The organism is Chryseobacterium sp. 27AL, from assembly GCF_057815395.1.
This window is the reverse complement of sequence record NZ_JBYRIW010000005.1, coordinates 21,681-46,033: the sequence shown is the minus strand read 5'-3', so window position 1 is coordinate 46,033 and position 24,353 is coordinate 21,681. Positions and strand designations below refer to the sequence as shown.

The following is a 24,353-nucleotide window of genomic DNA, read 5'->3' as shown; positions in this document are numbered from 1 at the left end:
CTGAAATTAAATCAACTTAAATGTAAATAATCTTTATTTCTGACTTTCGAAACTTTAGCTTTAAAATATAAAATTCCAGCAAAGAGATTTGCTTTACTGTTTTTTTCGTAATTGTAAAGAAGCAGGGAGTGTTTTTGATGATTATCAACAAAATCTCCTCCGAATTTGCTTTTGAAACAAATGTTTTCATGCTCAGGAAATCCGCTTCCAATCAGGTCAATGGCATTTTCTTTATGGCCCATTGCAAAGTTCCGGACCGACCTTTTATTGATACAAAATCCTCCGGAAAATTCATGTTTCTGATTTAAAATCTGATGGTAAAGCCTGTATAATTGCTTACAATCATCATTTTCCACAGAACCATTACTGATCTGCGCGGAAATGTTACTGCAGATTATTACCAACAATACACTTAGGCAATATTTATGAAGTTTTTCCATTGTCTGAGTTTAAAATGTTAATAAAATCTTGTTTACTTGGTAACACCGTAAAATATTTACTCGCAAAAATTTGTTCGTTATCTTCAGGCAAAGTGTACTGAACCAATGCTTCACTTTTGTCCTGACAAAGAACAATTCCTATGGTTTTGTTTTCTCCTTCAAGACGCTTTTCTCTATCGAAGTAATTCACATACATCTGCATCTGTCCGATATCCTGATGTTTCAGCTCGCCAATTTTTAAATCAATTAGCACAAAGCATTTCAGGATCCTGTTATAAAATACCAGATCTATATAAAAATGCTTCTCTTCAAAAGTAATTCTTTGTTGTCTACCGACAAAGGTAAAACCATTTCCCAATTCTAAAAGAAAATGTTCTAATTTGTCAATTAATTGAGATTCCAGATCTCCTTCGGAATAGGTTGCTTTTTCGGATAAACCTAAGAATTCAAGCACATAAGGATCTTTGATAAGATCTTTTGGTTTTTCTATGATCTGACCTTTTTCTGCAAGCTGAAGAATTTCTTCTTTATTTTTACTTAAAGACAGTCTCGTATATAAAGCAGAATCATATTGTCTTTGCAGTTCGCGTAAGCTCCAGTTATTTTTATAGCTTTCTATTTCGTAGAATTTTCTTTCATTACTATCTTTGATTCTCATTAATTTAAGATAATGTGACCATGAAAGATTGAATTTCGCAGACAGTGTCTGCGGAATTGAATAAGACAAGTAAAACTGTCTCATCTGCTCTAAATTCCTTTGTGAAAACCCTTTACCGAATTTTTCAGTAAGATGTAAAGATAAATCTTTAAGAACAGCCTTGCCGTACTCTGCACGGTTTTCTCCGTTCTGCTCATCTTCTACAATCATTCTTCCGATTTCGTAATAAGTAAGAACAATGGTTTGATTAACGGCAACAACAACTTTATTCCTGGCATTTTCAAGCAATGCAGAAATATTTTGTACAAGCTGTTTATTCGTTAAATCCACGGTCATAATTTATTTTGAAACAGTTTCCCCTAAAAGTGTGCCTTGGGTATTATCAAAAACAAAAACGTCCACAATGTCACCAATTTTCTGTCCTTCCAGTTTATCAAAGACACAAACGGCATTCTGGGAATTTCTTCCTTTCCATTGGTTTTCGTTCTTCTTGGAAATTCCTTCTATTAAAATCTGATGAACTCTTCCAACGTAAGATTTCATTCTTTTTCTGGACAATTCTCCCTGCAAAGCAATCACCTCAGCCAGACGTCTTTGCTTAACATCAGCCGGAATGTTGTCTTCCATTTTCTTATGAGCCGGAGTTCCCGGTCTTTCCGAGTAAGCAAACATATAGCCGTAGTCATACTCTACTTCTCTCATCAGGCTTAATGTATCCTGGTGATCTTCTTCAGTTTCATTGCAGAAACCAACAATCATATCCTGGGAAAATGCTACTTCAGGAACAATTTCTTTTGCTTTTTTAATTAAATCTAAATATTCTTCGCGGGTATGTTGTCTGTTCATGGCTTCCAGCATATTATTGCTTCCGCTCTGAACCGGTAAATGAACATACTTGCAGATATTATCATGTTTTGCCATCATCCTGAATACATCCAGACTCATATCCTGAGGATTGGAAGTCGAAAATCTGATTCGCATCTGAGGCACTGCTTTAGCTACTAAATCAAGAAGTTGCGCAAAATTAACGGCCGTTGCTTTCTGCATTTCGGATGCTTTGGCAAAATCTTTCTTAGGACCACCTCCGTACCACAAATACGAGTCTACATTCTGTCCCAAAAGTGTTATTTCTTTATATCCACTTTCCCAAAGGCTTTTACATTCATCCAAAATTGAATGCGGATCGCGGCTTCTTTCTCTTCCTCTTGTAAAAGGAACCACACAGAAAGTACACATATTGTCGCAACCTCTGGTAATGGTAACAAATGCCGTAACACCGTTTCCACCCAGACGAACAGGATTGATATCCGCATATGTTTCCTCTTTGGATAGAATAACGTTGATCGCATCTCTACCGTCTTCAGTTTCTTTTAAAAGATTGGGTAAATCCCTGTAAGCATCGGGGCCAACAACAAGGTCAACCAATTGTTCTTCTTCCAGGAATTTTGTTTTCAGCCTTTCGGCCATACAGCCCAAAACACCAACGGTCATATTAGGCTTTTCTTTTTTAAGATTTTTGAATTGGGAAAGGCGCATCCTTACGGTCTGTTCGGCCTTTTCACGAATGGAGCATGTATTGAGAAGAATCAAATCAGCTTCTTCTGCTTTAAGCGTGGTATTATATCCCTGCTCATTAAGAATAGATGCAACAATCTCAGAGTCAGAGAAATTCATCTGACATCCATAGCTCTCAAGAAATAATTTCTTTGAGTTTCCGTCTTTTTCAGCAATTGCAAATGCTTCTCCCTGTTTTGTTTCGTCTATATATTTTTCCTGCACGATAATCTGTTTAAAGTTCAAATATGTAAAGTTTAAAGTTTTCCGACCATAAACTTTAAACTTGAATTAATTTGCAAAGATACAAAATATTGTGACAGAATGTCAGGACAGTAATTTAATTAAACAAAGCATTTTAATAAAAATGGGAGATCCAAAATGTAGAACTCCCAAGTATAATAATTAGTTTTCAAAAAAATCAAAAACTTTAGTGCATTTAACTATGATTAAAAATTATAAGAGATCTTTAATATGCTTGAAATTACTTTTCACCGTATCCAGCGCTTCTTCCATTTTCCCGCCAAGCATCAACTGAGTCATTGACTTAGTCATTCCTAGTACCTGATCAAATTCAATCTTCGGAGGCAATGCCAAAGCATTAGGATTGGTAAAAATATTCAGCAGGTAAGGACCGTTATAATCAAGACATTCTTTAATAGCAGACTCTACTTCTTCAGGTTTATGAACGTTTTTACCGGGATATCCCATCGCGTGGGCAACCATTGCAAAATCCGGATTTACCATATCTGTTTCGTTATCCGGCATACCACCAACTTCCATTTCGAGTTTTACCATTCCCAAAGAACGGTTGTTAAAAACAATGAGCTTAACAGGAAGCTTATACTGAAATATGGTAGCCATATCTCCCAATAGCATGGAAAGACCTCCGTCACCGCACATGGCGATCACCTGTCTTCCCGGGTAAGCCAAAGAAGCTCCGATGGCCATTGGCATTGCATTAGCCATAGACCCATGATTAAAGGAACCCAACATTTTTCTTGCTCCTGTCCCCGTAATATATCTTGCGCCCCACACGCAGCACATTCCCGTATCTACCGTAAAAACAGCATCTTTTGCGGCTAATTTATCTAAAGTATGGGTAACAAATTCCGGCTGAATGCCATTTTCCGTTCCGGGATCTTTTACGTAGGTTAATTGATTTTCTTTAACCTTTTCATAGAATTCCAGTTGCTGTTTCAGAAAATTTGTATCTGTCTTTTCTTTTAATAAAGGTAATAAAGCTTTGATCGTTTCTTTGACATGTCCTGCAAGCCCCAATTCAAGCTTAGCTCTTCGCCCCAGCCTTTCAGGACTTTCATCAATCTGAACAATCTTATTTTTTACGGGCATAAATTTCTCATACGGAAAATCTGTTCCCAGCATAATTAAAAGATCCGCCTCATGCATCGCGTGATACGCAGAAGGAAGCCCCAAAAGACCAGTAAGACCCACTTCATTAGGATTATTCGGCTGAATAGCCATTTTTCCACGGAATGAATATCCTACAGGAGCCTTTAAATATTTAGACAACTCTACTACTTCCGCATTGGCATTTTCCGCGCCGATTCCGCAATAGATTGTTACTTTTTTGCTTTCATTGATTAACCCTGCCAATTGCCCCAACTCTTCATCAGAAGGGCGAATAATAGGATTGGTTTTGAAAATTTTATTGGAAGTCACTGCCTCTTCTGCATCCAGTTCTGAAACGTCCCCCGGAAGACCGATTACGGCAACTCCTTTTTTAGAAATCGCATGCTGAATGGCCGTCTGAACGGCACGTTGCACCTGTTCCGGTCTGGTTATCATCTGATTATAGTAACTGCAATCGTCAAAAAGTTTGATGGTATTTGTTTCCTGAAAGTAATCCATTCCCATTTCCTCGCTCGGAATAGTAGAAGCAATGACCAACATCGGAACATGAGAACGGTGCGCTTCATACACACCATTGATGAGGTGTACGTGACCTGGGCCACAACTTCCGGCACATACCGCAAAACCATCCAGCTCAGCCTCCGCGGCGGCGGCATAAGCTCCTGCTTCTTCATGTCTTACGTGAATCCATTCAATACTGCTTTTTTTAACGGCAATATTCAGGTGATTAAGACTGTCGCCGGTAACTGCGTAGATTCTTTTCACATTCGCATTTTCGAGCATTTCTACTATTTGCTCTGCTATGTTTTTAGCCATAATTAATATTTTTTTGGTGTTTATTTTTTGTGAATGAACTGGAATGGATCAACAGTTTATCTCTGTAAAGATTATGCCACTAACAAATGTAAGAATTATCGGAATCCGAAGTAAGGGGTTTTTATAAAATTTAAAATAAAAACTCCACAATTTCTGTGGAGCCAATATCTATTAAATTATTTCAATCTGATTTCTCAGAAGATCTTCAAATTCATCTCTTTTTCTGATCAGGTGTGCTTTTCCGTCTAAAAACAAAACTTCCGCCGGTTTGAGCCTTGAATTAAAATTAGAACTCATCTCAAAACCGTAAGCGCCTGCATTATGGAATGCCAAAATATCTCCTTCTCTTACTTCATTCAATTTTCTGTCCCAGGCAAAAGTATCAGTTTCACAAATATTTCCGACTACGGTATAAATTCTCTCTGCACCTTTAGGATTGGATAAATTTTCAATAACGTGATAAGAATCGTAAAACATCGGACGGATCAGGTGATTGAATCCTGAATTTACTCCTACAAAAACCGTTGCTGTCGTATGCTTGATCACATTAGCCTTAACTAATAAATACCCGCTTTTCCCGACAAGGAATTTCCCTGGTTCAAACCACAATTCGAACTTCTTTCCTGTGGATTTTGAAAACTCGGAGATTACTTTTTCTACTTTTTTCCCTAAGGTTTTTACATCCGTTTCCTCTTCGGTATCCTGATAAGGAATTTTAAATCCACTTCCCATGTCAAGGTATTTTAAATTGGGGAAATGTTCGGACAATTCCAGCATGATATCCAAAGCCTGAAGGAATACATCCGGATCTTTGATTTCACTTCCGGTGTGCATATGCAGCCCTTCAACATTAAGGTTGGTAGATTTCATCACCCTTTCGATATGGCGAACCTGATGAATGGAGATCCCGAATTTGCTATCGATATGCCCCGTAGAAATTTTATAGTTACCGCCCGCAAAAATATGCGGATTGATTCTTACTAAAATAGGATACGTGTTTCCGTATTTATTCCCAAACTGCTCAAGAATGGAAATATTATCAATATTAATGTGCACGCCGAAGGTCATGGCCTCTTCAATTTCTGCAAGATCCACACAATTTGGCGTGAATAATATCTTTTCCTTCGGAAATCCTGCTTTAAGTCCCAGCTTTACTTCATTAATCGACACGCAATCCAAAGAAGCACCCAGGTTCTTGACATACTTGAGGATGTTGATGTTTGTCAACGCCTTCGCAGCATAGAAGAACTTTGTGTGTTTAAGAAAAGAAGATGTAAGTTTTTCATATTGAGTCTTAATGGATTCAGCATCGTAAACATACACCGGCGTACCAAACTCATTGGCAATCTTCAGTAATTCTTTTGAATTCATAATTAATTAAGTAAACTTCTTTTATATTATTAAGAGGATACAAAGGTAATAAGAAATTCTTTATCATTTAAAATCAAATACATAGAACATTATTCTTTTATTTTTAATTTTAAAGAATAAAAAACTTTTAAACAGGCCAACAAAAGTTTATTTCACTTACTTACCAGACGATATTGATATTAAAAAGACTAAAATTATAATCATTAAAAATACAATAATACAAAATGGGTGGTCCATCCTAGATCAAATTTTTTGAGAGGAACAACCTCTTATCCCTTTTGTTATAATAGAAAGTCCAATTTCCAAAAATGATTTTTCCTTAAATAAGTTGTGATAAAAAAACTATTTAGGCAGCGGTAAGGTTTCAAAATCTCCGCGAATAATTGCCAGCTGCAGTTCATTCACCAAATCACCGGATTGATACTGAAGGTCAATTTTCAATTTTGATATTTTACTCATGGTCTGGATCTGGGTAAATAGCTCATAAAATCCATAAGAAATCACTTTGCCATTTTCAATAATGAGAAAAAGCTTTTCTCCCAGTTTTCTGCCTTGTCCTAACCACAATTCGTTTCGCTTTCTGAATTCAATTTTCCTTTTAAAAAACTCAATATCAGAATAGTCATCTATTTTCCTGATAAACTGAACCGCTTTTGAGCCTTGTGTAAATGACCTGAATTTAAGGATAGGCTTTTCGGTTTTATTTAGTCTATTTTTCTCGACAAGATAATTATTGTTCCTGTAATAAAGGCCGAAAGGAAGGATTTCTCTTTTTTTAATTCCTTTTGAATTCTGGATCAGCTTTGCAATAATATCGGTCCCGGTAAGCTCATAATTGATCTGCTCGACAGCCTGTTGAATGGCTTCCCATTTTTTAGATTTGGAATTGAATACTTTTTTCGAAAATTTATTAACATCCTGAACATGATCCGAAAAAATAATTTTTCCTTCCTCATTCTGGAAATAAACAAATCCTTTTTCATTCGGGAGATCCTGCGTAAGTTCCTTGATCTTATTGATATAGGTTTTAGCATTAGACTCTTCGTGTTGCTTTTGGATGATCTCGTTTTCAGTATCTTTTGAAACTAAAAGTTTAAATAACTCTAATGTCGCCTGTGCATCACCGTCTGCCCTGTGATGATTGGTAAGGGGAATTCCTAGAGATTTCACCAGTTTCCCGAGTGAGTAGCTTACCTCATCAGGAATCAGCTTTTTAGCAAGCGGAATGGTATCTAATGTATTGATTTTAAAATCATAACCCAGTCTTTGAAAAGACTGACGAAGCATTCTGTAATCAAAATCGATATTATGTCCTACTAAAGTGGTATTGGCCGTGATTTCCACAATTCTGCGTGCGATCTCATGGAATTTCGGAGCCGTTTTTACCATGTTGGGAGTAATACCGGTAAGCTTCTGTACAAAAGGCGTGATATCACTTTCAGGATTTACAAGAGAAATAAACTGGTCCGTAATTTTCTGCCCGTCGTACCTGTAAACAGCAATATCTATAATGCATTCTTTTCTGTAACCTGCACCATTGCTTTCTATATCAATAATTGAATACATTAAATTTTTACAACTTTCTTTAGATTAATCTACTAATATCACGTACGGACTGTACTTTAATGTTAAAATTTATAACATGATCTATGCCATAACATGTGTAATTTTTGCCTCTGACAATCCTGCTAAATTAGGAAAAATTATATCAATCTTAACAAATTCAGTTTGAATCTGTCTATAATATCTTATGCTAATCGAATCATCTCCTTCTGCCACCCAAGCCCAGCATGCCGAGTATTGCTTTTGCACCTTCCCGCATCAATGTGCTTGTAAACGTTCGTCCCGCTTTGCTCTGCAGAACTTTTTCAAACATTCCGGGTTCTTCTTTTACAGGTTTCGTTTTCTGATTTGAAGGCGCTTCGCTGGCAGCCTGCTCCATTCTTCTTACTAAAATTTCATATGCTGATTCGTTGTCAACAACTTTCTCGTATTTAGCCACTAAAGCAGATTTGCCGGTCAACTCGGAAATCTCTGCGTCGTTGAGAACATCCATTCTTGATTCCGGGGAAATCAGAAATGTATGTACCAAAGGGGTAGGAATTCCCTTTTCGTCAAGAGCGGTTACAAAAGCCTCTCCGATTCCAAGATTCTGAATTAATGTTGGAGCGTCATAAAATGCTGTTGTAGGATAATTCTCCACCGCTTTAGAAATTTCTTTTTTATCTTTTGCCGTAAAGCCTCTCAGTGCATGCTGAATTTTTAATCCCAACTGAGAAAGAACAGCTTCAGGAACATCTCCCGGAATTTGAGTAATAAAGTAGATTCCCACTCCTTTTGAGCGGATAAGCTTCACCATTGTTTCGATTTGGGAAACCAATGCTTTGGAAGATTCATCAAAAATCAAATGTGCCTCATCAATAAAGAGAACCAGTTTCGGTTTGCCACTGTCTCCTTCTTCAGGAAAAGTCATGTAAATTTCCGCAAAAAGAGAAAGCATAAACGTAGAAAACAACTGCGGCTTGCTTTGAATATCGGCTACTCTTAAAATATTGACAACTCCTTTTCCATCTCTTGTCTGCAGCAAATCATGAACATCAAAACTTAACTCTCCGAAAAATTTTGCCGCTCCCTGCTGTTCCAAAGCAACAATTGACCTCAGAATTGCCCCTAATGAAGAAGAGGCTATCGATCCGTAATCCGCAGAAAGTTCAGCTTTGCCCTGAGGATTTTCCGTAACGTACTGAAGAACTTTTTTGAGATCATTTAAATCAATTAAAGGCAATCCTTTGTCATCACAGTATTTGAAAACAATAGCCATAATGCTCTGCTGCATATCATTCAGCTGTAAAATTTTACTTAATAAAACAGGTCCGAATTCCGTAACCGTGGCCCTTAATTTCACTCCTCGTTCTCCTGAAATCGTCATTAGCTCTACAGGAAAAGGTTGTGGATTATAAGGCAGCTGCGTCTTTGCATATCGTTCCCGGATAGCAGGATTTTCTTGCCCTGCTTCTGCAATTCCCGAGAAATCTCCTTTGATATCAAGCACCAGAGATGGAATTCCTGCGTGGGAAAGCTGCTCAGCAAATACCTGTAGGGTCTTGGTTTTTCCCGTTCCTGTAGCTCCGGCAATGAGCCCGTGACGATTTATGGTTTTTAAAGGAATTGTAACATTTACTTCCGGAACAACTTCCCCATCCAGCATCCCTTTTCCCAGAATAATATGTTCTCCTTTTGGAGTATATTTTGCATTCAGTTCATTAATAAATTGTGCCTTATCTGCCATTTGATTTTTTACATAAATATAAAATTTTTAGAAACATGAGAGCCTCACTTTTATCCTGATTAATTTAAATTCCAGATATTAACATTTATAGCTAACTTAGTACCTCAATTTTCTAATCTATATCAAAGTGTATTTGAAAGGCTGGGATAAAAAAAAGACAGACTTTATAGATTTATTCTATTGTTATCGATTTTTTAATTTAGCATTTATTAAAAAAATAAACACGATTTTTGTACATCTTAAACATTAAAAAAGTCACGAACCACCTAATGAAAGTCGAACAAATATATACAGGATGTCTTGCTCAGGGCGCATACTATATCGTATCTGAAAATGAAGCAGCAATTATTGATCCTTTAAGAGAGGTTAAACCTTATCTCGACCGTCTGGAAAAAGACAACGTAACATTAAAATATATTTTTGAAACGCATTTCCATGCAGATTTTGTTTCGGGACACCTGGATCTGAGTAAGAAAACAGGAGCACCAATCGTTTATGGCCCTACAGCACAACCTGAATTTGACGCCATTATCGCAGAAGACAATCAGATTTTTGAGTTAGGAAAAGTGAAAATAAAAGCTCTTCATACGCCCGGTCATACGATGGAAAGCACAACTTATCTTCTTATCGACGAAAACGGTGTGGAAACAGCTATTTTCACCGGTGACACCTTATTTTTAGGAGATGTTGGAAGACCTGACCTTGCGCAAAAAGCTACTAATCTGACCCAGGAAGATCTTGCAGGAATTTTATATGACAGCCTGCAGAATAAAATTATTCCGCTTGACGACAGCATTACTGTTTATCCGGCACATGGAGCCGGCTCTGCGTGCGGAAAAAATATGCAGAAAGAAACAGTGGATATTTTAGGAAACCAGAAAAAAACAAATTATGCGCTCAATCAGCCGGATAAGGAATCGTTTGTAAAAGAAGTTCTTGACGGACTGACCGCGCCACCTAAATATTTCGGGATGAATGTAGCCATGAACAAAGGTGGCTACGAAAGTCTTGATGCCGTTATGGATAAAGGCCTGACAGCAATTGCTGTTGAGGATTTTGAAAATTATGCGGAAGAAACCGGCGCCTTAATTTTAGACACAAGAAGTCCTGCAGAATTCCACAAAGGATTTATTCCGAATTCTGTAAACATCGGATTGAAAGGCGATTTTGCGCCGTGGGTAGGTGCATTAATCGTCGATGTAAAACATCCTTTATTATTGGTTGTTGAAGAAGGTACGGAAGAAGAAGCGATTACCAGATTAAGCAGAGTCGGGTTTGATAATGTGGTAGGATATCTGAAAGGAGGATTTGCAGCCTGGAAAAACAGCGGTAAAGAAACCGACGAAGTAAAAAGAATATCCCCTGCAGAATTCGCAGAACAGTTTACAGAAAAATCTAAAGTAATCGATGTGCGTAAGATTTCCGAATATTCTGCAGAACATATTGACAATGCTTACAACAGGCCTTTAGATATAATCAGCGATTGGGTAAATACCATTGATGATTCTGAGCACTTTTTCCTGCATTGCGCAGGCGGATACAGAAGCATGATCGCCGCAAGCATTCTTAATTCTCACGGAATCAGAAATTTCACTGAGATTGAAGGAGGCTTTAACGGCATTAAAAAAACAGAAAAGATTCCTACTTCGGATTTTGTCTGCCAGTCAAAAACTATCTAAATATAAGCTATGTCACAAAAATTCCAGGAAATTATAGACTCTGAAAGACCTGTATTGATCGACTTTTTTGCAACATGGTGCCAGCCTTGCAAAGTACAGTCTTCGGTCCTCAATACCGTAAAAGAAAATGTAGGTGAAGGCGCAAGAATCATCAAAGTAGATGTCGACCAATATCCGGCATTAGCGTCACAGTATGGCGTGCGGGGCGTTCCAACATTAGCAATATTCAAAAAAGGAGAAATGTTGTGGAAAGAAAGCGGCGTACACGATGTTAATACACTGACGCAGCTTTTACAACAATATGCTTAATGAAGTAAGGTTAAGGTTAAGATCAAGGTTGAGAAATCTCAGAGCCTGTTTAAATTTTATTAAACCTCACAAATCATCATTCATTTTTTTGACACAAAGATTTTATTTGAAGACTTAATCATTTAGGTGAGCTTCGCGAAGCAAATTTCATTTGCGTTTGCTTTCTAAAATAATATGTAAAGTTGAATTAAAACTTTGCGTTATAAAATTTTAAACAGCCTCCTAGTCTGAACCTTAGCCTTAACCTCATTCCCTATAACTCAATTGAAAAAGAATCCCGGTCATTTAAAAACTGAAAGTGATTTCTGAAATCTTTCAACTCTTCTAAATTTAATTCCGCACTAACAATATTTCCTTGTTTTTCTGAAATCTCTTTTCCATCGGCAAAAAAGCAATGGGAACTTTCCTTGTAGAAAAGATTATTTCCATCCGTTCCGATTCTGTTGAGTCCGAAAACAAAGGATAAATTCTCAATCGCCCGCGCCTTCAGAAGATGCTCCCATGCTTCAACCCTTTTCTCGGGCCAGTTGGCCACATATAAAATAGCATCATAATCATCGTTATTTCTGGCAAATACCGGAAACCGGAGATCATAACATACCTGCAGCAAAATCCGGAATTCTTTATAATGTACAATCACTCTTTCTTTTCCCGGCGTGTACACTTTATCCTCACCGGAAAATGAAAATAAATGTCGTTTATCGTAGAAATCAACTTTTGTATCGGGATGAACAAAATACATTCTGTTATAAAATTTTCCATTTTCTTCTACCGGAGCACTTCCGCAGAACACTGCGTCTTTTTCTTTTGCCAATTTTTTTAAAAATTCCAATGATTCCTGGTTTTTATCTGAAACTTCTGCCGCGTCCATACAAAAACCTGTCGAAAACATTTCGGGCAGAAGAAAGATGTCTGCCTGCTGATTTTGTAATTCTTTTTCAATTTGTTGAAAATTCTGCTCTTTGTTTTTCCAGCTGATATCTAAATTAAGTCCTGTGATTTTCATAAACTTTGTTAAAAACTTCATTAAAAATACGATTTTCAGATGATTTCAGTTCTATCTTTGTTGCAGATAATTTTTTTAAATAATAACATAAAAGAATACATTATGAAGAAATTGGTTTTTATGCTGATGCTGATTTTTGCAGGAGCAACAGCCAGCGCACAAGCCTGGACCGGAAAAGGTGACCAGAAAATCAATGCCGGTTTGAGCGCCTGGGGATACGGAACCGGAATTACAGGAACTTATGATTATGGACTGAATAGACTGATTTCAGTAGGGGCCGGACTGAATGCCTATTTCAGCAATTATAAAGACAATGACGATGACAACCGCGTTTTTGTTTTCGGAAGATTGAATTTTCACTTAAAAGACGCATTACAGCTTCCTGAAAAACTTGACATCTATCCTGGCGTTGACGTAGGGGTTGTCGGGAAAGATTTCGGTCTTGGCGCTCACATCGGTGCAAGATACTTTTTCTCAGAAAGAATCGGAGTTTTTGCGGAAGTCGGCAACAATGGCAGTCTCGGAGTTTCTATTAATTTGTAATAAATCATCACATTATATGACAAAGCTTCTCGTTTCGGGAGGCTTTTTTATTTGGCATAGTTTTGAGAATTCTTACCTTTGCAAATTAACATACAAAAGCATTAATGGAAATAGCAATCAAACTGTTTCAATTTATATTGAGCATTTCTATCCTGGTCATTCTTCACGAACTCGGGCATTTCTTACCCGCAAAATGGTTCAAAACCAAAGTTGAAAAATTCTACCTGTTCTTCGATCCATGGTTTTCTTTAGTAAAGAAAAAAATTGGTGAAACCGAATACGGAATCGGGTGGCTTCCTTTCGGAGGTTATGTGAAAATTGCCGGAATGGTAGACGAAAGCATGGATACGGAGCAGTTGAAACAGCCTGCACAGCCCTGGGAATTCAGGGCAAAACCAGCATGGCAGAGACTGATCATCATGTTGGGAGGAGTTACGGTAAACTTCTTCTTAGCTTGGTTAATTTATTCTTGTCTTTCTTTTTTCAATGGAGAAACCTACGCAGACCTTAATAAGTTTTCGAGCGGTATTGGCGTAACGGAAGCCGGTAAAAAAATGGGATTCCAAAATGGAGATAAAATTGTAAACATCGACGGAAAACCAGCGGAAAGATTAGAAAACGCATCTATCAATATCCTTTTAGGAGACAACGTAACGGTACTTAGAAATGGCAAGGAAATTACTTTCCCTATCAATAAAGACGGAGTGGCAGATGTACTAAAGCAAAAAGAAGCAAAACTGTATATCACACCACGATTCCCGATGATTATTGACTCTTTGGCAAGCCCTGCCGCAAAAGCATCCGGTTTGGTTAAAGGTGATAAAGTAATTGCTGTTAATGGCAAGCAAACGCCTTTCTTCGATGAAGTAAGTTCTGCTTTATTGGAAAACAAAGGAAAAACCGTTGCTATTGATGTGATAAGAAACGGGAAGCCAGAAACAGTTTCTGCGTCAGTTGACAAAAATGGGAAATTAGGTGTTGCCGTTGATCAAAAAGCATTGGCGAATGTCGTGACCGATAAAAAATATTCTTTTGGAGAATCTATCCCAAGAGGTTTTGAAAGATCTATTGAAGCGCTTACGATGCAGGTGAAGCAGTTTAAGATCATGTTTAATTCTAAAATTCAGGGATATAAAAATGTAGGCGGACCGATCGCAATCGTTAAAAACATGCCTGTCGATAAAGATGCGAATGGTGACATTTCCATCAACTGGACGGCTTTCTGGAGCTTTACAGCGATGTTCTCCGTATGGCTTGCTTTCCTGAATTTAATTCCTATCCCGGGATTAGATGGTGGCCATGTGATTTTCACATTATATGAGATGATTGTTGGAAAACCGGTTCCTCAGAAGGTTCTTGAAAATGCCCAGATGATTGGTGTAATCTTCCTTTTAGGCCTTATGATATTGATTTTCGGAAGTGATATTTTCAAGATTTTTGCAGGAAAACTGTAATATTTAAAAATTTTAAAAAAATATTTGCAGGGTATAAATATTCGTCCTATATTTGCACCACTTAAAACAAAGGACATTCCTCCTTAGCTCAGTTGGTTAGAGCATCTGACTGTTAATCAGAGGGTCGCTGGTTCGAGCCCAGCAGGAGGAGCAAAAAGACTTACAGAAATGTGGGTCTTTTTTTATTTCAATAAATTATACAGGAAAACTAAAGTAACAACTGATGTTGTAGTTATAGCTATTAATACATATAAATTTGTTTTATTGATGTTTTTCCGATATCTCTCCTCATTAAAATTTTCCAATATATAAGCTTCCATTCTACTCTTTTCCATAATCATATATTCAATAAATATAAAAACACCTAAATTGACTATTGGAAAAATAATCATCCACATTGGAACATCATCTTTAAGTTTACCTATTGCAAAAAAACCAGCGATTAGAATGTTATTAAAATTGAAAAGCTTATCATTAATCCTATCAAAATATTTAAAAATATCTCGAACACCATCATAAGATTTCTTTTCTAAAGAAGCCATTGTTTTATCAATATCTAAAAACGTTTCTTCAAGTTCTATTCTTGATTGTTCAATTTCCTTTAATAATCTTTCTGTTTCTTCATCAAGATTTTCATTTGTCTCTTCTTTCATAAAATTTAACTTTATTCAAATTTAATTTTTTTAAATAAATCATAAAACCATTCTATTTTTACTATTTAATAAAGATACTGAAAAACAATAAAATAAATCTTAAGCCCCCACTAGTAAAGGGAAAATTTAAATATTTTCAAACCAAAAATTTGTTTGGTATTGAAAATGATATTATATTTGCACCACTAAAACAATAGGAAATTCCTCCTTAGCTCAGTTGGTTAGAGCATCTGACTGTTAATCAGAGGGTCGCTGGTTCGAGCCCAGCAGGAGGAGCAGAAAGACTTACAGAAATGTAGGTCTTTTTTATTTTTATTACTATAAGAGTTTTTACAATGGATTGTAACTACTAAAACTTATCGGATCATTACTTAATAATTTTTGATATTTAAAAATAAGATTTTTAGCAACAGGAAAGCCATACTATAATTAAAAATGTTAATAGTTTTATTAATAGAAAATAAGCTATCGTAAAAAAAATATTTTTTTTACATGAAAAATTCTTATAATATTACAGAATAGTGTATTTTTGAAAAAGAAAACCACCTCTGGGGGAGGTGGAAATTTCTAAAAAAAATGTTTTAATAGCTCTATTATCGAAATTAGATTACGTAATAGAAGGCTATAAAACAAGATTTTTTTGTCAATTTTTTCCTTTCGTCGCTTTCTTTGTGACATAATTAAGGATTAATTGTTAAGTGCTTGAGGCTTAAACATTTTCGTAACAATGTTTAAGTCTTTAGCTTTTATATTAAACAAAGGTAAAAAATGAGAATTATATTCGGAATAGCAAAATACTAAATGGTTAAAAAACATTTCTAAAGTTTTCCACATTTATCCCTGCACATACAATTATAATTAACTATAGCATTGCACCAAAAACATTGTGAACAAGCTATTTGATGACTTCAAAATATTATTTTTGGAAATAGTTATCCTACTATTTAGTTTTTATTGCTATCAAATCTACTACACCAAGAAGACTTTAACAAAAAATTAAAATCATTCATATAATATCTTATTTTAAACTACTACTTTGATTAAGAGAATCTATACAAGATAAATGATTGAACTAAATATCATAGCTTCTTATAATTAGGTTTTTAAATCGGTTTCTACACGTTTTTACATACTTACTTAGCAAACTGCAAAAAAAAATATTCAGTTGTATGTTTGTAATCTAACAATCAAATTTGTTAGTTTAAAATATGGAATTTTTTATTATGGGTAAAATCTACCCAGCAAGAGTTAGAAGGATTAAGGGAAAATTGAAAGTTTTTTTTGAAACCGATGATGTTTATTACAAACACAATGGATTTGATTTACCTAATTTTTGCTGTAAAAGAATGAAATGTAGATGGAAAAGCCTTCGGACATGGAAGGAAGATTTAGTTAATCAAAGACTTAAAAGCGTAGTCATATTTCCTAAATAAAGACCACTAAAGGCAATTGCTGTACTGAACATAACATTTACAGCAGGAGGAGCAGAAAGACTTACAGAAATGTAGGTCTTTTTTTATATATGATAGAAACTACTTTCGACTGCTTTACAAGTTTACAAAATAATCATACCACACCTTCCGGCGACAGCGTTATTTCACTACATTTGCAGTTTTGTATTCAGATATTTAAAAATTTAGATATTATTGAATCCTTTTACAATAAATCTGCATACTTTTTGTTTATGCAATAGCTTGAAGAACAACAAATGTTAATTAACAACTCGCGATATTATCCTCTTTTTATTTTTGTCCTCTTATCACATTTTGTATGCGCTCAAAACGCTGCATCCGGAAAAATTGTAGACGCCAAAACAAATAAAGAACTCACCGGTGTCGATATCTTTATCAATGAAAGTAATAAGCCTGCACTGACAACAACTTCTGGTAACTTTGCCGTTCAGTCTGACAGTATTATTTACAAATTAAAATTTTTAAGGAAAAACTATTCTTTAGAAAACGTAAATGTAACTCCTGAAAATGCAACGAATATTTTTGTAAAGCTTTCCCAGGAAAAGGTGAGCAACATTCAGGAAGTTGTCATCCATAACGAAAAGCCCAAATACAAAAACAAAAAAGAAAACCCGGCTTATGCGATCATGCAGAAAGTCTGGGCAAGAAAAAGAAATAACGGACTGGATAAATTCGACACCTATACTTACAAGGAATACGAAAAAATACAGTTTGACGCCAATAATCTGGACAGCGCTTTCATGAAGAAGAAAATCTTCAATAAGCTGGAATTCATCTTTGATTATAAAGACTCTACTGCAAGCGGTAAAATCGGGCTTCCTGTGTTTCTTAATGAAGCCGTTTACGAAAATTATGGTGAAAATAGACCTTCCAAAAGAACGAAAAGACTTTTAGTAGCACAAAAGACATCAGGTTTTCAGGATAATCAGATTGTAACGCTTACCGCTAAAAATCTATACCGCGATATCAATATTTACGACAATACCTTAAATTATTTTGACATCGGGTTTCCGAGCCCTGTAGGGGAAACAGGTTTCAGCACGTATGATTATAATTTGGTGGATACCATATCCATTCGGGGAGAAAATGCTTTTAAAATAAGATATCAGCCTAAAAGAACGGAAGTTCTGGCATTTCAGGGATATCTTTATATTGATACAGACAGTTATGCGGTTCTGGGAGCGACTTTAAAATCGACCCAGAAAATCAATGTTAATTTCATCAATGGAATTTCTACAGAACTGGAATATGATAATCCTGATGAGAATACTTTTTTACCCAGAAAATTCGTCACAGAAATTGAAATGACGCCGTTTTCGAAAAAGAAAACCGCAAAAAGTATTGTTGCCAAAAGATCAGTTGATTATTCTGAATATCAATTTAATAAACCTTTAGAAGACAAAATTTTCAAAAGGAAAGAGGAAGAATATTCCGATAGTTTCACAGACAAAGATGATGCTTACTGGCTTAAAGCCAGACCAGATTCTTTATCGAAAACCGAGCAGGGAATTTATGACATGTTGGATAAGCTTCAGCAAACCCCGAAATTCAACAGAATCGTAAAGTTGTATGAAACGTTGGGTTCCGGTTATTATAACGTAAAAAAACTAGGCATCGACATAGGCCCTATTTTCTCTGTTTATGGTAAAAACGAAGTGGAAGGAGACAGAATAAGGCTGGGTGCCAGAACTTATTTCACACGAAATGATCCTTGGAGAGTACAGTTTTACACAGCTTATGGCTTTAAAGATCAGCAGGTAAAATATGGCGCTGAAGCAAGATTTATGTTTAACAGGGTAAACCGTTTTACCGTAGGAGCCGGAACCAGAAGAGACATTTTGCAACTTGGTGTCCAACTAACGAATGACGATGGCATTATGGCCAGAACATTTGCTTCATCCACAATTTTTGCGAGAGGCGAAAATGCATCTTTAAGCTCGGTTAATCAAACCAATGTTTTCACTTCAATAGAACCTTGGAAAAACTTTCAGATCAGGCTTGACGGCACCATGCAAAGCATCAAATCCGCAAATCCTGACGGTTTCAGTCTGATGTATTATAAAGATGGTGCACTTAGAAAAACGACGAACGATTCACACTTTACGTTAAGCTTAGTTGCAAGACCCGGCGCAAAGTTCTCACAAACCGGAATCGACCGCTATGAGCATGGAACATTAGCTCCAACAATTGTTTTAAAATATACCCGAGGTGTTGAAGGATTATTCGGATCGGATTTTAATTATAACAAACTCCAGTTCCTTTTCTATAAACCGGTTTTAATCGGAAGTTGGGGAAAAACGCTGGTCAGCTTTGAGGCAGGGAAAAACTTTGACACTGTTCCTTTGGCGTTACAGAATGTTATTCCGGGAAACCAGTCGTACAGCCTTGCCCAAAATACTTTTGCCCAGCTAAACTATTATGAATTCGTTGCCGATACTTATACAACGCTTCATCTTGAACATCATTTTAATGGTAAAATACTTTCTTTTATCCCATTAATCAAGAAATTAAAATTAAGAGAAATTGCCTTTATCCGAGGGGCTTACGGAACTTTAAGCAATGCATCGAAAGCAATTAATGTCGAAGGATTTAAATATTCTGCGCCAAGTGATCATATTTATTATGAATATGGATTCGGAATCGAAAATATCGGTTTTGGAAATCTAAGAATTTTCAGGGTCGACTTCAACTGGCGTGGTAATTACCTTGATCGCCCCAACATTTCGACATTCGGCGTAAAAGCAGGATTCCAGGTTGGGTTCTAAAAAAATAAAATCTCCTTCGTAAAGGAGATTTTTTATTGTTTAAGATTCTGAAGGATAATTTTTACACCCGTTGCAATGCGCTACAATGTAAACGATTTTGCACGGCGGTCTCTGTCCTTCCGGAATGCTACAATACACATCACACGGTAAGCATCCCTGATCAGGAGCGGCTCCACCCATTACGTTTTTTAGCTCCTGTCTGTTGACTTTCTTTAAATTTTTCATATCAGTTAAATTTTGTTTGATTTGATGTTAAATATAAGAAATATATTCATTTCTGATTATGATTTGATTAAAACAAAAAAAACCTCAGCAAAATTGCCGAGGTTTGTAATTTTATGAAACGCTTAAATTATGCGTTTGCTTCTACAGATACGAAAGATCTATTATTTGCTTTCTTAGTGAAAACTACTTTACCGTCTACTAGAGCAAACAAAGTGTGATCTTTACCGATTCCCACGTTTGCACCTGGGTGGTGTTGAGTACCTCTTTGTCTAACAATGATGTTACCAGCAATAGCCTCTTGACCACCGAAAATCTTCACACCTAATCTTTTAGAGTGAGATTCTCTACCGTTTTTGGAACTACCAACTCCTTTCTTATGTGCCATTTTATTTTAAGGTTTTTTGGTTTAACAATTATTCTGCACTTTCAGCAGCTTCAGCATCTGCTTTTTTTGTTGTTTTCTTAGCAGGTTTTTCTGCTTTTTTAGCTCCTTCAAATCCTGTAATACCAGTAATCTGAATCTGAGTTAATGATTGTCTGTGACCATTTTTTACTTTGTAACCTTTTCTTCTTTTCTTTTTGAAAACGATTACTTTATCAGCTTTTACGTGGTCTAGGATCTCTGCTTCTACAGTGATTCCGCTTACAGCTGGGGCGCCTACAGTGATTGCTCCGTTTACAGTAAGAAGTACTTTATCAAAAGATACTTTACCTCCTTTGTCTCCTGACAAACGGTTTACAAACAACTTCTGGTCTTGCTCAACTTTGTATTGAAGCCCTGCTATTTCTACAATTGCAAACATTGTTTATAAAATTTTTAGTTATTTCGAGGTGCAAATATAAGAATTATTTTCTAATCTTCTCAAATTCAACCAAATCTTTTTTTAATTAAAAATTTAACTATGTTTCGAATAATTTATCACAATAAAGTGATAATAATTACCGTTAAAAGTAATAACTTCGTTTACACCAAAAATATTTTATATGAAAAGAAACTTTAATTTCCGCATCATCGCGGGAGCATTTGCTGCTCTACTCTTATCAGCATGTAATGACGATTCAATGGAAACTCCCGTAGCCACTGAACAACAGACGCAAAGCCAGAAAATCGATCAGCCCAACGACCTTGAAAAAGTTTGCTATTATGTCGATCAGTACTGGAGTTCTTCATCTGTTCTGCTGACATCTTTACAGAATTCTACGGATACTAATTTTATGAATTCACAGATGACAAAAATTGCAAGCATGTGGGGAAGAAGTAACCCAACGCTTCGATTTGTCAATGATCCGTCGAATTACAATTCTACGTATAATGCGATTTCATATTCAACCGGGAAAATTTATTATGGATATGCTATTTATTACGATGCCAAGTCAAAGGGTGGAGATATCGTCAACGCAATGATCCTGGCTCACGAATACGGTCATCAGCTGCAATATATTTTCGGACTTCCTTCCGTGAGTGAATCTACAGCAAGACCCAATGAGCTTGAAGCAGACGGATTTGCAGGATATTATCTGAGAAGGCCAAACGGTTACAACCAGACCAGTTTCAGTCAGATTGCCGCAGCCTACGAATTTGCACAAAGCATCGGAGATTATCAGACAACAAGTCCCGGACATCACGGAACACCGCCACAAAGAAGATCTGCTGTTCGTTTAGGCTTCCTGCTGGGACAATATGATCTTACCGCATCAGCTTTTGATTATAATTTCTTCTATTATTATCAGGGTGTTTTAAACGGAACTTATAAAACAGCAAAAAACGCTCAGTATCCTGAACTTGATGCGTACATGAGCCAATATCTTGATGAACTTAAGAAAATTCAGACCGGAGAAATTTCAGCAGAAGAATTCAAAGATTTAAAATAACATTCATTTTCGATATATCTTTCGTAGAGGCAGGATAATTCCTGTCTCTTTTTTCTTTAAAAAATATTCATAAAGTTTATTTACTTTTGATGCATTATCTATATATAAATGAAAAGAGATCTTTACATTGATTTTGCAAAAGGACTTGCCACATTATCCATTATATTTATCCATACAGCATTCTGGTCCGGACAATTTTATATTCCGGCAGAAGTGAGGGTATTCTCTCTGGTGTTTGATGTTGCTCTATTTTATGCTTTAAGTGGAATCACTTCAGGCTCCAATATTGAAAAAACGTTTTACAGATTACTGAAGCTGCAGATCACGTATATGATTTTTGTGACCTTTCTGTTTTTTATGGATTATTTCTTTAAAATTTTCGGACTGAATTTTTTCTCTCTGGAATGGCTAAAGAATTTCTACTCAACATTCGGATCAAAATATACAATTAACAGTATTTCAACAATCCCTCAATGGGAAAATCTAGGCAACTGGTATCTTCACCAATATACCAATGCAGATACTTTTCCTGTAGTCATGGGAAGTTTCTGGTATATGAAAGTGTATTTTATTCTGACGGTTTTCGGAGTATTAATTTTACGATTTTTCCCTAAACATATCAACTGGTTTATTGCTCTATGTGTTGCTTTAACACTACTGTTTAATATTTTTCCTGAAATATATCCTGACGGACAGGTAGGTTATGTTGCATTTTATCTGGCTGTCTTTCTGATTGGAAATAGAATGAAAGGAAAAAAAATACCCGGTAAAATTATTCCGGTTCTGTATGCTTTAGTGGCAGCAGCGTTGGTATGGATGTTTTGGTACTATGGAAATGAGATATTTTATAAGATCAACAGAAATAAATTCCCTCCTAAAATTCCGTACATTATCTGGGCGATGTTTTCTCTGGTAACGTTGTTCGTATTTTATAACCGATTAAAAATTTCGGCAGAAAGCTTTGTAACGTATATTGGTAAAAACGCCATATTTTTTTATTTCGCTCAGGGAATAAGTTCTTCACTGGTTTATTTTCTGGTGGTTCCTTTGAAAGAACAAATGTCCTGGTGGATCCTAATGATCTTAATTTATATTATTAATGTTTTTCTGGCATTTGGAATTTCAGCGATCCTGAAGAAAGTAGACAGTATTGGATGGAATATTTTGGAAATATTGCGAAAAAAAACTGCTATTAAATAGCAGTTTTTTTATTGTTTTATTAGTCTCTTCTTCCGCTTCTCGCGATCAATGCTATAATAATAATGAGAACAATAGCCCCGCCAATAATATACACAGGATTGGCATACCATTCTGTAGTGGTGGTTGTATTGTTTTCTGTAGTAACTACCCCGCCGGCAGTATCTTGTGCAAACGAAAAAATAGACATGAATACCGAAAATACAAATGCAAGTAAAGCACTCATTTTACTTTTAATAGCTGTAACTGTTTCCATAATGTTTATATTTTTAATTGGTTTTAAAACAATAACAAAAAAAGTACCATCAAGTTTACATAATTCATAAAAAAGATGAATTTAAATGAAAATCTTCAAACAAAATAAAACTTCTGTCATATCACAAAATATTTTAATTTTACACAAAATTTAAAACATGTTTAAGTTGAAACTTCCTACCGATCCCAGGTGGGCAAATATTGCAGAAGGAAACATTGAAGAAATTTTAACGGATCATGCATGGTGCGAGCAGAAAGCAGCAACCAATGCTATCGGGCTAATCACAATGCTTCCCGAATATCCTGAAATCGTAACCGAACTTCTCGCCATCGCGCAGGAAGAGCTGGAACATTTCAGACAGGTGCATGAGATTATCAAACAGAGAGGATACACCTTTGGGCGTACCCGAAAGGATGATTATGTAAACGAACTGGTAAATTTTATCCAGAAAGGAGGCAACAGAGATGACCTTATTGTTGATAAAATGCTTTTTGCCGCTATGATCGAAGCAAGAAGCTGCGAACGGTTCAAAGTGCTTACAGAGAATATAAAAGATGAAGAACTTAAAACATTCTATAGAGAATTAATGATTTCTGAAGCCAATCATTATACAACATTTATCGGCTTTGCAAGACAGTTGGGCGATGAGCAGAAAGTAAATGCAAGATGGGAAGAATGGCTGGAATATGAGGCTAAAGTCATCCAGTCTTACGGCAAAGGAGAAACCATCCACGGATAAAACTATATTTTAAGTTGAAAAAGCTGACGTTTGAAAATATTGCCAATTTTTTCCTGAAAAACTTCTTTCAGGGACTTGTCATTATCGGCCCTATCGGATTGACAATTTTTGTCATTTGGTATATAGTGACTTCTATTGACAATATTATTCCATCATTAGCTAAGGAGATCCCAGGGCTGGTTTTTATTTCAACCATATTATTTACAGCACTTCTAGGATATTTAGGGAACAAATTTGTTGTGGGCCGGTTCTTCTTCGACGCGATGGACCGTCTTCTTGAAAAAACTCCCGGCGTAAAGCACATTTATACCCCAACAAAAGATGTCATGTCTTCATTTGTGGGAGATAAGAAAAAATTTAACGATCCTGTATGGGTAAAAACCAACGAAAATCCTGAGATCTGGAGAATCGGTTTTCTCACTCAGAAGGAAATGGCTGATGTCGAAAAGCAGAATTATGTTGCGGTTTACCTGCCACATTCTTACGCCATTTCGGGATGGGTAATTGTTACGGAAGAAAAAAACATCAAACCTGTAGTGGGAATGACAGCAGCTTCTGCAATGAAATTTGCGGTGAGTGGCGGCGTTGCAGGATTCCACTCGGATGACAATATATTTAAAGCTCCTGAATAGTCAGCTCTTAAATATCTTTTGATGAATTTGAATTTATTTCAAATAAAAA

General features: G+C 36.1%; 21 protein-coding genes, 2 tRNA genes and 1 pseudogene. 11 read left to right on the top strand and 13 right to left on the bottom strand.

Features of this window, described 5'->3' with window-relative positions:
- Positions 1–11: 11 nt before the first annotated feature.
- The 7 genes from AC3WV0_RS10245 to AC3WV0_RS10215 form a co-directional block, all read right to left on the bottom strand.
- Complete coding sequence (locus AC3WV0_RS10245; RefSeq protein ID WP_488845989.1) at positions 12–440, bottom strand: hypothetical protein; 429 nt, start codon at positions 438–440, stop codon at positions 12–14.
- The gene (locus AC3WV0_RS10240; RefSeq protein WP_488845988.1) at positions 424–1,434 is read right to left on the bottom strand and encodes a PDDEXK nuclease domain-containing protein; all 1,011 of its coding nucleotides are present in this window, start codon (positions 1,432–1,434) and stop codon (positions 424–426) included. The genes AC3WV0_RS10245 and AC3WV0_RS10240 overlap by 17 nt, the downstream gene beginning before the upstream one ends.
- 3 nt (positions 1,435–1,437) lie before the next feature.
- Positions 1,438–2,877, bottom strand: a complete 1,440-nt coding sequence (gene miaB, locus AC3WV0_RS10235; protein WP_488846112.1) for a tRNA (N6-isopentenyl adenosine(37)-C2)-methylthiotransferase MiaB — start codon at positions 2,875–2,877, stop codon at positions 1,438–1,440.
- A 231-nt stretch (positions 2,878–3,108) separates the two neighbouring features.
- Complete coding sequence (locus AC3WV0_RS10230) at positions 3,109–4,842, bottom strand: thiamine pyrophosphate-dependent enzyme (RefSeq protein ID WP_488845987.1); 1,734 nt, start codon at positions 4,840–4,842, stop codon at positions 3,109–3,111.
- A gap of 171 nt (positions 4,843–5,013) precedes the next feature.
- Positions 5,014–6,213, bottom strand: a complete 1,200-nt coding sequence (lysA, locus tag AC3WV0_RS10225) for a diaminopimelate decarboxylase (protein WP_488845986.1) — start codon at positions 6,211–6,213, stop codon at positions 5,014–5,016.
- A gap of 342 nt (positions 6,214–6,555) precedes the next feature.
- Positions 6,556–7,779 carry a 3'-5' exonuclease gene (locus tag AC3WV0_RS10220; protein ID WP_488845985.1) on the bottom strand — a complete coding sequence of 408 codons (1,224 nt, stop codon included), beginning with the start codon at positions 7,777–7,779 and terminating at the stop codon, positions 6,556–6,558.
- Positions 7,780–7,975: 196 nt separating this feature from the next.
- The gene (locus tag AC3WV0_RS10215) at positions 7,976–9,502 is read right to left on the bottom strand and encodes a helicase HerA-like domain-containing protein (protein ID WP_488845984.1); all 1,527 of its coding nucleotides are present in this window, start codon (positions 9,500–9,502) and stop codon (positions 7,976–7,978) included.
- A gap of 269 nt (positions 9,503–9,771) precedes the next feature.
- Between AC3WV0_RS10215 and AC3WV0_RS10210 the strand changes: the two genes are divergently transcribed.
- Complete coding sequence (locus tag AC3WV0_RS10210) at positions 9,772–11,181, top strand: MBL fold metallo-hydrolase (RefSeq protein WP_488845983.1); 1,410 nt, start codon at positions 9,772–9,774, stop codon at positions 11,179–11,181.
- A gap of 9 nt (positions 11,182–11,190) precedes the next feature.
- Positions 11,191–11,490 (top strand): thioredoxin family protein, encoded by a 300-nt coding sequence (locus tag AC3WV0_RS10205; RefSeq protein WP_488845982.1) that lies wholly within the window; start codon positions 11,191–11,193, stop codon positions 11,488–11,490.
- 253 nt (positions 11,491–11,743) lie between these two features.
- Here AC3WV0_RS10205 and AC3WV0_RS10200 read toward each other — a convergent pair whose 3' ends face one another.
- Positions 11,744–12,496 (bottom strand): nitrilase-related carbon-nitrogen hydrolase, encoded by a 753-nt coding sequence (locus tag AC3WV0_RS10200; RefSeq protein WP_488846111.1) that lies wholly within the window; start codon positions 12,494–12,496, stop codon positions 11,744–11,746.
- A 102-nt stretch (positions 12,497–12,598) separates the two neighbouring features.
- Here AC3WV0_RS10200 and AC3WV0_RS10195 point away from each other — a divergent pair, with 102 nt between their 5' ends.
- From AC3WV0_RS10195 to AC3WV0_RS10185, 3 genes are all read left to right on the top strand, one after another.
- Complete coding sequence (locus AC3WV0_RS10195) at positions 12,599–13,039, top strand: DUF6646 family protein (protein WP_488845981.1); 441 nt, start codon at positions 12,599–12,601, stop codon at positions 13,037–13,039.
- A gap of 104 nt (positions 13,040–13,143) precedes the next feature.
- Complete coding sequence (gene rseP, locus AC3WV0_RS10190; RefSeq protein ID WP_488845980.1) at positions 13,144–14,493, top strand: RIP metalloprotease RseP; 1,350 nt, start codon at positions 13,144–13,146, stop codon at positions 14,491–14,493.
- A gap of 77 nt (positions 14,494–14,570) precedes the next feature.
- Positions 14,571–14,644: transfer RNA gene (locus AC3WV0_RS10185), tRNA-Asn, on the top strand.
- A gap of 31 nt (positions 14,645–14,675) precedes the next feature.
- Here AC3WV0_RS10185 and AC3WV0_RS10180 read toward each other — a convergent pair.
- Complete coding sequence (locus tag AC3WV0_RS10180; RefSeq protein ID WP_488845979.1) at positions 14,676–15,146, bottom strand: hypothetical protein; 471 nt, start codon at positions 15,144–15,146, stop codon at positions 14,676–14,678.
- A 202-nt stretch (positions 15,147–15,348) separates the two neighbouring features.
- On the opposite strand from AC3WV0_RS10180, the gene AC3WV0_RS10175 reads away from it, so the two are divergent.
- Positions 15,349–15,422: transfer RNA gene (locus tag AC3WV0_RS10175), tRNA-Asn, on the top strand.
- Positions 15,423–16,854: 1,432 nt separating this feature from the next.
- The gene (locus AC3WV0_RS10170; RefSeq protein ID WP_488845978.1) at positions 16,855–19,383 is read left to right on the top strand and encodes a DUF5686 family protein; all 2,529 of its coding nucleotides are present in this window, start codon (positions 16,855–16,857) and stop codon (positions 19,381–19,383) included.
- Positions 19,384–19,422: 39 nt separating this feature from the next.
- Here the strand turns inward: AC3WV0_RS10170 and AC3WV0_RS10165 are convergent, their stop codons facing one another.
- The 3 genes and pseudogenes from AC3WV0_RS10165 to rplU form a co-directional block, all read right to left on the bottom strand.
- The gene (locus AC3WV0_RS10165; RefSeq protein WP_488845977.1) at positions 19,423–19,608 is read right to left on the bottom strand and encodes a bacteriocin-like protein; all 186 of its coding nucleotides are present in this window, start codon (positions 19,606–19,608) and stop codon (positions 19,423–19,425) included.
- A 127-nt stretch (positions 19,609–19,735) separates the two neighbouring features.
- Positions 19,736–19,993 carry a 50S ribosomal protein L27 gene (gene rpmA, locus AC3WV0_RS10160; RefSeq protein WP_089857756.1) on the bottom strand — a complete coding sequence of 86 codons (258 nt, stop codon included), beginning with the start codon at positions 19,991–19,993 and terminating at the stop codon, positions 19,736–19,738.
- Positions 19,994–20,048: 55 nt separating this feature from the next.
- Positions 20,049–20,411 (bottom strand): annotated as a pseudogene (rplU, locus tag AC3WV0_RS10155) (50S ribosomal protein L21); the annotation flags it as partial.
- A gap of 181 nt (positions 20,412–20,592) precedes the next feature.
- Between rplU and AC3WV0_RS10150 the strand changes: the two are divergent.
- Positions 20,593–21,480: a metalloprotease gene (locus tag AC3WV0_RS10150; protein WP_488845976.1), complete on the top strand. Its 888-nt coding sequence runs from the start codon at positions 20,593–20,595 to the stop codon at positions 21,478–21,480.
- 108 nt (positions 21,481–21,588) lie between these two features.
- A complete protein-coding gene (locus AC3WV0_RS10145) occupies positions 21,589–22,680 on the top strand; it encodes an acyltransferase family protein (RefSeq protein ID WP_488845975.1) in 1,092 nt (363 codons plus the stop codon).
- A gap of 19 nt (positions 22,681–22,699) precedes the next feature.
- On the opposite strand, the gene AC3WV0_RS10140 is transcribed toward AC3WV0_RS10145, so the two are convergent.
- Complete coding sequence (locus AC3WV0_RS10140; RefSeq protein WP_488845974.1) at positions 22,700–22,933, bottom strand: hypothetical protein; 234 nt, start codon at positions 22,931–22,933, stop codon at positions 22,700–22,702.
- A 157-nt stretch (positions 22,934–23,090) separates the two neighbouring features.
- Here AC3WV0_RS10140 and AC3WV0_RS10135 point away from each other — a divergent pair, with 157 nt between their 5' ends.
- Both AC3WV0_RS10135 and AC3WV0_RS10130 read left to right on the top strand, forming a co-directional pair.
- Positions 23,091–23,672: a MiaE family protein gene (locus tag AC3WV0_RS10135; RefSeq protein WP_488845973.1), complete on the top strand. Its 582-nt coding sequence runs from the start codon at positions 23,091–23,093 to the stop codon at positions 23,670–23,672.
- Positions 23,673–23,686: 14 nt separating this feature from the next.
- Positions 23,687–24,304 carry a DUF502 domain-containing protein gene (locus tag AC3WV0_RS10130; RefSeq protein WP_488845972.1) on the top strand — a complete coding sequence of 206 codons (618 nt, stop codon included), beginning with the start codon at positions 23,687–23,689 and terminating at the stop codon, positions 24,302–24,304.
- Positions 24,305–24,353 lie beyond the last annotated feature (49 nt).

Bases quoted from the DNA above. Each gene is read 5' to 3' on its own strand.
- AC3WV0_RS10245 (WP_488845989.1), bottom strand. From the start codon at position 440: ATGGAAAAACTTCATAAATATTGCCTAAGTGTATTGTTGGTAATAATC.
- AC3WV0_RS10240 (WP_488845988.1), bottom strand. From the start codon at position 1,434: ATGACCGTGGATTTAACGAATAAACAGCTTGTACAAAATATTTCTGCA.
- AC3WV0_RS10230 (WP_488845987.1), bottom strand. From the start codon at position 4,842: ATGGCTAAAAACATAGCAGAGCAAATAGTAGAAATGCTCGAAAATGCG.
- lysA (WP_488845986.1), bottom strand. From the start codon at position 6,213: ATGAATTCAAAAGAATTACTGAAGATTGCCAATGAGTTTGGTACGCCG.
- AC3WV0_RS10220 (WP_488845985.1), bottom strand. From the start codon at position 7,779: ATGTATTCAATTATTGATATAGAAAGCAATGGTGCAGGTTACAGAAAA.
- AC3WV0_RS10215 (WP_488845984.1), bottom strand. From the start codon at position 9,502: ATGGCAGATAAGGCACAATTTATTAATGAACTGAATGCAAAATATACT.
- AC3WV0_RS10210 (WP_488845983.1), top strand. From the start codon at position 9,772: ATGAAAGTCGAACAAATATATACAGGATGTCTTGCTCAGGGCGCATAC.
- AC3WV0_RS10205 (WP_488845982.1), top strand. From the start codon at position 11,191: ATGTCACAAAAATTCCAGGAAATTATAGACTCTGAAAGACCTGTATTG.
- AC3WV0_RS10200 (WP_488846111.1), bottom strand. From the start codon at position 12,496: ATGAAAATCACAGGACTTAATTTAGATATCAGCTGGAAAAACAAAGAG.
- AC3WV0_RS10195 (WP_488845981.1), top strand. From the start codon at position 12,599: ATGAAGAAATTGGTTTTTATGCTGATGCTGATTTTTGCAGGAGCAACA.
- rseP (WP_488845980.1), top strand. From the start codon at position 13,144: ATGGAAATAGCAATCAAACTGTTTCAATTTATATTGAGCATTTCTATC.
- AC3WV0_RS10180 (WP_488845979.1), bottom strand. From the start codon at position 15,146: ATGAAAGAAGAGACAAATGAAAATCTTGATGAAGAAACAGAAAGATTA.
- AC3WV0_RS10170 (WP_488845978.1), top strand. From the start codon at position 16,855: ATGTTAATTAACAACTCGCGATATTATCCTCTTTTTATTTTTGTCCTC.
- AC3WV0_RS10165 (WP_488845977.1), bottom strand. From the start codon at position 19,608: ATGAAAAATTTAAAGAAAGTCAACAGACAGGAGCTAAAAAACGTAATG.
- rpmA (WP_089857756.1), bottom strand. From the start codon at position 19,993: ATGGCACATAAGAAAGGAGTTGGTAGTTCCAAAAACGGTAGAGAATCT.
- AC3WV0_RS10150 (WP_488845976.1), top strand. From the start codon at position 20,593: ATGAAAAGAAACTTTAATTTCCGCATCATCGCGGGAGCATTTGCTGCT.
- AC3WV0_RS10145 (WP_488845975.1), top strand. From the start codon at position 21,589: ATGAAAAGAGATCTTTACATTGATTTTGCAAAAGGACTTGCCACATTA.
- AC3WV0_RS10140 (WP_488845974.1), bottom strand. From the start codon at position 22,933: ATGGAAACAGTTACAGCTATTAAAAGTAAAATGAGTGCTTTACTTGCA.
- AC3WV0_RS10135 (WP_488845973.1), top strand. From the start codon at position 23,091: ATGTTTAAGTTGAAACTTCCTACCGATCCCAGGTGGGCAAATATTGCA.